The following is a 10,276-nucleotide window of genomic DNA, read 5'->3' on the forward strand; positions in this document are numbered from 1 at the left end:
GCGGCGATGACTGCCGAACGTTTCGTACCCAATCCATTCAGCGGCAACGGCGAGCGGATGTACCGCACCGGCGACCTGATTCGCCAGCGCGAAAACGCCGAACTGGAGTACCTGGGGCGTATCGACCATCAAGTGAAAATTCGTGGATTCCGTATCGAACTGGGTGAGATCGAGGCGCGATTGCTCACTCAAGCCGAGGTTATGCAAGCGGCGGTGCTGGCGGTGGACAGCGATAGCGGCGCGCAACTGGTGGCCTACGTGGTCGCTCCGCAACTGGACATGCAGGACGGTCAAGCGCAGCGGCAACTGCGCGACGGACTAAAGACTGGCCTCAAGTCTTCGTTACCTGACTACATGATTCCCGCGCACCTGCTGTTCCTTGAGCAGTTGCCACTGACCCCCAACGGCAAACTCGACCGCAAGGCCTTGCCGACGGTGAATGCCAGCCAGATGCAGGCCGCGTATGTCGCGCCGCAGAGCGAGCTTGAGCAGCAGGTCGCGGCGATCTGGCAGCAAGTACTCGACGTCGAACGTATCGGTCGCAGCGATCACTTCTTCGAACTGGGCGGGCACTCGCTGCTGGCGGTCAACGTGGTGTCACGCATCGCCCTGGAACTGGGCCTGACGCTGACCCCGCAACTGTTATTCCAGCACCCCGTCCTGAGCGATTTTGTCGCTCGACTCGATACAGGAGGCGGGGCAATCAACGAACAGAAACTGAGCAAGCTGGAAGCCCTGCTTGACGATATGGAGGAAGTCTGATGGACAAGAGTGTTGCTTTGAGGGTAGCCAAGCGCTTTATCACTCTGCCGCTGGACAAACGCAAACTGTACCTGGAGAAGATGCTTGAAGAGGGCGTCTCGCCGGCCAATCTGCCGATCCCGGAGACGCGTTCCGGGTTTGCGGCGATTCCTCTGTCGTATGCGCAGGAACGCCAGTTGTTCCTCTGGCAAATGGACCCGCACAGCAGCGCTTATCACATCCCCAGCGCCTTGCGCCTCAAGGGGCAACTGGACGTCGCCGCGCTGGAGCGCAGCTTCAACGCCGTGGCGGCGCGCCACGAAAGTTTGCGCACCACCTTCACTGAGCACGGCGACAGCTTTTGCCAGGTGATTCACCCGCAGTTGCCATTGAACATCGCCGTGGCAGCGCTGGCCACAGGGCTCGATGCAGCCGGCAGCGAGGCGGCGATCAAGGCGTTCGTTGAAAGCGAGACGGCGCGCCCGTTCGATCTGCAACACGGCCCGCTGCTGCGCGTGGCGTTGCTCGAAATCGGCGCGGACGACCATGTGCTGGTGTTGATCCAGCACCACATCATTTCCGATGGCTGGTCGATCAAGGTGCTGGTCAATGAACTGATCCAGCATTACGCCGCCGACACCGCCGGGCAGCCGCTGAGCCTGCCGGCGCTGGAAGTGCAGTACGCCGATTACGCAATCTGGCAGCGGCACTGGCTGGAGGCGGGCGAACGCGAGCGGCAACTGGCGTACTGGATCAAGACCCTGGACGGCGAGCAGCCGGTGCTCGAACTGCCGATCGACTTCCCTCGTCCGGGCGTGCAAAGCCTGCGCGGGGCACGCCTCGAACTGAGCCTGCCGGCGGCACTCGGCGATGCGCTCAAGCAACTGGCCCAGCGCGAGGGCGCGAGCCTGTTCATGGTGTTGCTGGCATCGTTCCAGGCATTGCTGCATCGCTACAGTGGCCAGGCGCAGATTCGCGTTGGCGTGCCGACCGCCAACCGTAACCGCGTCGAGACCGAAGGCCTGATCGGCTTCTTCGTCAACACTCAGGTGTTGCACGCCGAGATCAATGGGCAACTGCCGTTCAACCAGTTGCTGGCCCAGGTCAAGCAAGCGGCGCTGGCGGCGCAGGCGCACCAGGACCTGCCGTTCGAGCAACTGATCGAAGCGCTGCAACCGCAGCGCAGTCTGAGTCACAGCCCGGTGTTCCAGGTGATGTTCAACCACCAGACCGGCCGTGACTCAGGGCGCAGCGCCGCCCGGTTGCCGCAACTTAGCGTCGAGGACGTGCAGTGGGAAGGGCGCACCGCGCAGTTCGACCTGACCCTCAATACCTACGAATCCAGCGACGGTTTTGCCGCCGAATTGACCTACGCCACCGACCTGTTCAAGCCTGAAACGGTCGAGCGTCTGGCCCGTCATTGGCAAAACCTGTTGCAAGGCATCGTCACCGCTCCAACGCAACGTGTCGGCGAGCTGCCGCTGCTGGAACAGGCCGAGCAAGGCGTGCTGTTGCAGGATTGGTTCCGCGTGACGGATCACCGCGCGCACGGCGACTGCGCGCAGCATGACTTCGCCTTGCAGGCGCGACAGAATCCGCACGCCACGGCGTTGATCATCGGCGATGAGGTGCTGACCTACGGCGAGCTCGATGCCCGCGCCAACCAGCTCGCGCATAAGCTGATCGAGGCCGGCGTAGGGCCGGACCGACTGGTGGGGATTGCAGTCGAGCGCAGTGCCGACATGCTCGTCGGACTGCTGGCGATTCTCAAGGCCGGCGGTGCTTATGTGCCGCTGGACCCGGCGTATCCACAGGAGCGGCTGGCCTACATGATCGAGGACAGCGGCCTGCAATGGCTGCTGACCCAGACGCCTGTGCAGGCGCAGTTGCCGATCCCGGAGGATGTGCAAACGCTGCTGCTCGATCAGCCAGCAGACTGGCTGGCGACTTACCCACAGACTGCGCCGCAGGTTGCCGTCAATGGCGAACACCTGGCCTATACGATCTACACCTCGGGCTCCACCGGTAAACCGAAAGGCGTGATGGTGCGCCACGCAGCGCTGAGCAATTTCGTCGCGAGCATGATCCGGCAGCCGGGGATTGCCGCCGCCGAGCGGATGCTCTCGCTGACCACGTTCTCCTTCGATATTTTCGGCCTGGAAATCTACGGCCCGCTGCTGGCTGGCGCCTGCGTGGTACTGACTGGCAAGGACGTGCATCAGGACCCGCACGCAGTACTCGAACTGATCGAGCGTCACGCCGTCAGCATTCTGCAAGCCACACCGTCGACCTGGCGCATGCTGCTCGATCACGAACACGCAGCGATTCTCAAGGGCCGCACGTTCCTCTGTGGCGGTGAGGCGCTGCCGCAGGAACTGGCCACGCGCATGCTGGCGCTGACGCCGAACGTGTGGAACCTGTACGGCCCGACCGAGACCACCATCTGGTCGGCGCAACATGCCCTGAGTGCCGGCAACAGCCGGCCATTCCTCGGCACGCCGATCGACAACACCGCGTTGTACATCCTCGGCAGCGACCTTGAGCTGAATCCGCTCGGCGCGCCCGGTGAATTGCTGATCGGTGGCGAGGGCCTGGCGCGCGGTTATTTCCAGCGTCCGGACCTGACCGCCGAACGTTTTGTGCCAGACCCGTTTTCCACAACCGGTGCGCGTCTGTACCGCACCGGCGACCTGACCCGTTATCGCGCCGAAGGTGTGATCGAATACATCGGGCGTATCGACCATCAGGTGAAGATCCGCGGTTTCCGTATTGAGTTGGGCGAAATCGAAGCCCGTTTGCTCGCACTCGACAGCGTGCGTGAAACCGTGGTGGTCGCGCAGGACGGCCCGACCGGCGCGCAACTGGTCGGCTATGTGGTGCCGTCTGGCAGTGCTATCGATGAAGCCGAGCTGCGCGCCGCACTCAAGGCCAGCCTCAAGGCCGAACTGCCGGATTACATGGTGCCGGCGCACTTGCTGTTTCTCGCACAACTGCCGCTGACCCCCAACGGCAAAGTCGACCGCAGAGCCTTGCCGGTGCCAGACGCCAGCCAGTTGCAGTCAAATTACGTTGCGCCACAAACCGCCACCCAGCACGCCGTCGCCGAAATCTGGCAAGAGGTGTTGCAGCTGGACCGAGTAGGCCTCAGCGATAACTTCTTCGAACTGGGTGGCCACTCGTTGCTGGTGACCCAGGTGGTGTCGCGCGTGCGTCAGGCGCTCAACGTGCAAGTGCCGCTGCGCAGCCTGTTCGAACACAGCACGCTGGAAGATTTCGTTGCCGCACTGGGCGTCGATCAGACAACCGGAGAACCGCCGATTGTTGCCTTGCCCCGTCTACAACCGTTGCCGCTTTCCTATGCGCAGGAACGTCAATGGTTCCTCTGGCAACTGGAGCCGACCAGCACGGCATATCACGTCCCTGCGGCGCTGCGTCTGCGCGGCGAGCTGGATTTGCCAGCGTTGCAGCAGAGCTTCGATGCGCTGATCGAACGTCACGAATCCCTGCGCACCTGCTTCGTCGAACAGCAGGGCACAACCCTGCAAGTGATTCAGGCCCACGGCGCGCTGGACCTGCAAGTGCAGGACGCGGCGGGGCTGGATGATGCGGCATTGCAAGCGCTGGTCGCGGCAGAAACCCTGCACCTGTTCGATCTCCAGCAAGGCCCGCTGCTGCGGGTTAAATTGCTGCGTCTGGCCGCGGCCGATCATGCGCTGGTCATTACCTTGCACCACATCGTCTCCGATGGCTGGTCGATGAATGTCATGGTCGATGAGCTGGTGGCGTTATACGCCGCTTACAGCCAGGGCCAGACCTCGCAATTGCCAGCCTTGCCGGTGCAATACGCCGATTACGCGGTGTGGCAAAGACAATGGATGGACGCCGGTGAGCGTGAGCGTCAATTGAATTACTGGACGGCGCAACTTGGCGACGGTGAGCAGCCATTGCTGGAACTGCCGAGCGACCGTCCACGCCCCGCCGAGCAAAGCTATCGCGGTGCACGACACGATGTCCCACTGAGTCTTGAACTGGCGACGGCGCTCAAGCAGGTCGCGCAGCGTGAAAACGTTACCCTGTTTGTGCTGCTGCTGGCGTCATTCCAGACCCTGCTGCATCGCTACAGCGGACAGGCTGATATCCGCGTCGGCGTACCGGTGGCCAACCGCAATCGGGTCGAGACCGAAGGCCTGATCGGGTTTTTCGTCAACACTCAGGTGCTCAAGGCCGAATTCGACAGTCAGCAGACCGTCCGCAGCCTGCTGCAACAAGTGAAAAACAGCGTGCTCGGCGCGCAAGCCCATCAGGATCTGCCGTTCGAGCAACTGGTCGACGCGCTGCAACCGGAACGCAGCCTCCGCCACAGCCCGCTGTTCCAGGTGATGCACAATCACCAGAGCCAGGCCCGACAGGGGCAGGGCGCAACCCGCCTGCCGCAATTGCACATCGAAGGCTTGCCATGGGCCTCGAACACCGCGCAGTTCGACCTGACCCTGAACACGTTCGAATCGGCTGACAACGTCTGGGCCGAGCTGACCTATGCCACCGATTTGTTTGACCTGGCGACCATCGAGCGCTTGGCGCAGCACTGGCTCAATCTGCTGCACGGCATCGTCGCCGACAGTGCTCAACGCATCGCTGATCTGCCGCTGCACAATGCCGCCGAGCGCGAGGCGACCCTGCTGCAATGGAACCCCGCGGTCGTCGATTTCCCCAGCGAACAGTGCCTGCATCATCTGATCGAAGCCCAGGCCGCTCGCGCACCCAACGCCATCGCCGTGAGCTGCGCCGGTGAAACGCTGAGTTATGCCGCGCTCAACCGCCGGGCCAACCAATGGGCCCACCAACTGATTGCGCAGGGTGTCGGCCCGGATGTGCGCGTCGGTCTGGCGGTGGAGCGCAGCCTCGACATGCTGGTCGGTCTGTTGGCGATTCTCAAGGCCGGCGGCGCTTATGTGCCGCTGGATCCGAGCTATCCGCAAGAGCGCCTGAGCTACATGATCGGCGACAGTGGCATCGGTTTGCTGCTGACCCAACGCCATCTGCTTGCGCAGTTGCCGGTGCCGGATGCCGTGCACAGCCTGATGCTCGATCAGCAGGGTGAAGACCTCGAAGGCTACAGCGACTGCAATCCGCAAGTCAGCATGAGCGCCGACAACCTCGCCTATGTGATTTACACCTCCGGTTCGACCGGCCAGCCAAAGGGCACCTTGCTCGCGCATCGCAATGTGCTGCGCCTGTTCGAGGCCACCGATGCCTGGTTCGATTTCAGCGCGGACGATGTCTGGAGCCTGTTCCATTCCTACGCCTTCGACTTCTCCGTGTGGGAGATTTTCGGTGCGCTGCTGTACGGCGGCAAACTGGTCGTGGTGCCTTACGAGGTCAGCCGCTCGCCAGAAGATTTCTTTGCCCTGCTCTGCCGTGAAGGCGTCACCGTACTCAATCAGACGCCTTCGGCGTTCAAGCAATTGATGCAAGTGGCCTGCGCGCCGGAGCACGCCGCGCAACTGCCGGCGCTGCGTTATGTGGTGTTCGGCGGCGAGGCATTGGAGGTGAAGAGCCTGCGGCCGTGGTTCGAGCGTTTTGGCGATCAGGCGCCGCAACTGATCAACATGTACGGCATCACCGAAACCACCGTTCACGTCACTTACCGTCCGCTGTCGATGGCCGATTTGCAGGCCGACGCCAGCAGCCCGATCGGCGTGCCGATCGCTGATCTGTCGTGGTACCTGCTCGACGGTGATCTGAATCCGGTGGTCAAGGGTTGCATCGGTGAGCTGTACGTCGGGCGTGCCGGTCTGGCGCGCGGTTATCTGAACCGTGCCGATCTGACGTCACTGCGATTCATCCCCGACCCGTTTGCGGCAGATGGCGGTCGTCTGTATCGCACTGGCGATCTCGCCCGCTATCGCGCCGACGGCGTCGTCGAGTACATCGGGCGGATCGACCATCAGGTGAAAATCCGTGGTTTCCGTATCGAACTGGGCGAGATCGAAGCGCAACTGCAGGCTCAGAAAACCGTGCGCCAGGCCGTGGTGCTCGCGCAATCGGGCCTCAGCGGTCAGCAACTGGTCGCGTGGCTGGTGCCGCAGGATGCTGCGTTGCTTGAGGCCAGTGCGGCCGAGCAGGCGCAGTGGCGCGACAGCGTGCGTGCCGAACTCAAGGACAACCTGCCGGATCACATGATTCCGGCGCACCTGCTGCTGCTCGCGCAATTGCCGTTGACCGCCAACGGCAAACTCAACCGCAATGCGCTGCCAGCACCGGATGCGAGTCAGGTCCAACAGGCTTTTCAGGCGCCGCAAAGCGAGCTGGAACAGCGTCTGGCGGCGATCTGGCAAGAGGTGCTGAAGCTGCCGCAAGTCGGCCTTAACGATAATTTCTTCGAATTGGGCGGCGACTCGATCATCTCGATTCAAGTGGTCAGCCGCGCGCGTCAGGCCGGGATTGGCCTGAACCCGAAAGACCTGTTCCAGCATCAGACCATTGCGCGACTGGCGCTGGTTGCGCAATTGGGCGCTGAACCCTCATTGATCGATCAACAAGCGGTGAGCGGGGCAGCGCTGCTGCTGCCGATTCAGCAGCAATTCTTCGAAGACGACATTCCTGAGCGCCATCACTGGAACCAGTCGGTGCTGCTCAAGCCGCGTCAGCCACTGGATGCGGACAAGATCGAGCAAGTGCTGCGCGCGCTGGTTGCCCATCACGATGCCCTGCGCCTGAGCTTCACTCAGCGTGGTGGCGTGTGGCAGGCCGAGCACCGTGCCGTCGAAAACCTGTCGGATAATTTGCTGTGGCAGGAGCAGGTCGCCGATGCCACGGCGCTGGAAGCCTTGGGCAACCGCGCCCAGCGCAGCCTCGACCTGCAAAACGGGCCGCTGCTGCGCGCGGTGCTGGCGCAACTGGCTGACGGCACGCAACGTTTGCACCTGGTGATCCATCACCTGGCAGTGGACGGTGTGTCGTGGCGGATTCTGCTCGAAGACCTGCAGAATGCGTATCAGCAATTGCTCGACGGCCAGCCGCTGCGCCTGCCGGCGAAAACCAGTGCCTTCAAGGACTGGAGCGAACACGTGCAGCGCTACGCCAACAGCACAGCGTTGCAGCAGGAGCTGGCGTACTGGCAGGCTTGCTTGCGCGATGTCAGCACCGACTTGCCCTGCAAACGCGTGGATGCCGGGCAGCACAATCGACTGGCGCAGACCGTGCAGACCAAGCTGGACACGGAGCTGACCCGCCAATTGCTGCAGCAAGCCCCGGCGGCCTATCGCACCCAGGTCAACGACCTGTTGCTGACCGCACTGGCGCGGGTGATCGGCCGTTGGAGCGGGCAACCGTCGACGCTGATTCAGCTCGAAGGTCATGGTCGCGAAGAATTGTTCGACGGCGTGGACCTGACCCGCACGGTGGGCTGGTTCACCAGCCTGTTTCCGGTGCGCCTGACCCCGGCGCAAACGCCCGGCGAGTCGATCAAACAGGTCAAGGAGCAACTGCGCTCGATCCCCAACAAGGGCATTGGTTTCGGTGCATTGCGTCATCTCGGCAATGCTGACGCACAGCAAAGCCTGCGCGCCTTGCCGACGCCGCGCATCACCTTTAACTACCTCGGCCAGTTCGACGGCAGTTTCGCCGCTGACGAAGCGGCGCTGTTTGCCCCCGCGCCGGACAACGCCGGCCTCGACCAGAGCGCGGACGCGCCGCTGGGTAACTGGTTGACCCTTAATGGTCAGGTGTATGGCGGTGAATTGCGCGTCGGCTGGACCTTCAGCACCGAGCGTTTCGACGCGGCGGTGATCGAAGCCCTCGCGGCGGATTACGCTGACGAGCTGACCGCGCTGATCGAGCATTGCCTGACCCCAGGCATCGAAGGCCTGACCCCCTCGGACTTCCCGCTGGCCGGGCTGACTCAGGCGCAACTCGATAACTTGCCGGTGCCGGCGCAGCAGATCGCCGACGTCTACCCGCTGTCGGCGATGCAGCAGGGCATGTTGTTCCACAGCCTCTACGAGCAGGCCAGCGGTGATTACCTCAACCAGGTTCGCCTCGATGTCGAAGGCCTCGACCCGCAGCGCTTCCAGCAGGCGTGGCAAGCGGCGGTGGATCACCACGATATCCTGCGCACCGGTTTTGTCTGGCAAGGCCAACTGACGCGGCCGCTGCAAGTGGTGCACAAGCATTTGCAGATGCCCTTCAGCGTGCTCGACTGGCGCGAGCGCGACGCTTGCCCGAATGAACTCAATGCACTGGCCGCGTCCGAGCAGGCGCAGGGTTTCGACCTGAGTCAGGGGCCGTTGCTGCGGATGGTGGTGGTGCGTCTCGATGCGCAGCGCTGCCATTTGATCTACACCAACCATCACATCCTGATGGACGGCTGGAGCAACTCGCAGTTGCTTGGCGAGGTCTTGCAGCGTTACAGCGGCATCGCCCAGCCGGCGCTGGCCGGGCGGTATCGCGATTACATCGAGTGGCTGCAAGGTCAGGATGTCCAGGCCAGCGAGCATTACTGGACCGCGCAACTGGCGGAGCTGGAGGCGCCGACCTTGTTGGCGCCGGCACTCCAGGCGCAGCGTGGCGACGCCGCACAACAGGGCCATGGCGAGCATTTCTGTGTGCTCGATGCGCTGCAAACCCGGCAATTGGGCGAGTTCGCCCGGCAGCAGAAGGTCACCGTCAACACGCTGATCCAAGCGGCGTGGCTGTTGCTGTTGCAGCGCCTGACCGGGCAGGCGAGCGTGGCGTTCGGCGCCACGGTGGCCGGGCGCCCGAGCGAGCTCAAAGGCGTCGAGCAGCAGATCGGCCTGTTCATCAACACCCTGCCGGTGATCGCCAGCCCGCGTGCGCAATTCAGTGTTGGCGAGTGGCTGCAAAGCGTACAGACGCAAAACCTGGCGCTGCGCGAGCATGAACACACGCCGTTGTTCGACATTCAGCGTTGGGCGGCGCGCAACGGTGAAGCGCTGTTCGACAATATTCTGGTGTTCGAGAATTACCCGGTGTCCGAGGCCCTGGCCCAGGGCGCGCCGCAAGAACTGCGTTTCGGCGAGATCGCCAACCACGAACAGACCAACTACCCGCTGACTCTGCTGGTGCATCTGAGCGACGAGTTGTCCATGCACTTCAGCTACCAGTGCGACAGCTTCGCCGCACACAGCGTGGCGCAATTGGGCGAGTTTCTGCAGCGCTTGCTCGGGCAGATGAGCGAATCGAGCGAACGTACGCTTGGCGAGTTGCAGCTGATCGAAAACGCTCCGTGCGTTGACACCGCGTTCGTCACTGAACAGTGCGTTCATCAGGCGATTGCCGATCGCGTAGCGGTGACGCCGGATGCGCTGGCGGTGACGTTCAGCGACCGTCAACTGACTTACGCCGAACTGGACGCACAGGCCAATCGTCTGGCGCACAAACTGACCGAAATGGGCGTCGGCCCGGAAGTGCGCGTGGGCGTGGCGATGCCACGCTCCGAGCAGTTGCTGGTCGCCCTGCTGGCGGTGCTCAAGGCTGGCGGCGCCTATGTGCCGCTGGACCCGGATTACCCGGC

At 63.0% G+C, this 10,276-nt stretch carries 2 protein-coding genes; both read left to right on the top strand.

What is annotated here, in order from left to right:
• Positions 1 to 762 (top strand): phosphopantetheine-binding protein (locus ACYYKW_RS25950; RefSeq protein WP_464991540.1); only part of this gene is annotated, 762 nt, incomplete at its 5' end.
• Positions 762 to 10,276, top strand: a 9,515-nt coding sequence (locus tag ACYYKW_RS25955) for an amino acid adenylation domain-containing protein (RefSeq protein ID WP_464991541.1), incomplete at its 3' end; no start/stop codon positions are given. The genes ACYYKW_RS25950 and ACYYKW_RS25955, both read left to right, overlap by 1 nt.

Source organism: Pseudomonas sp. 15C, from assembly GCF_055484735.1.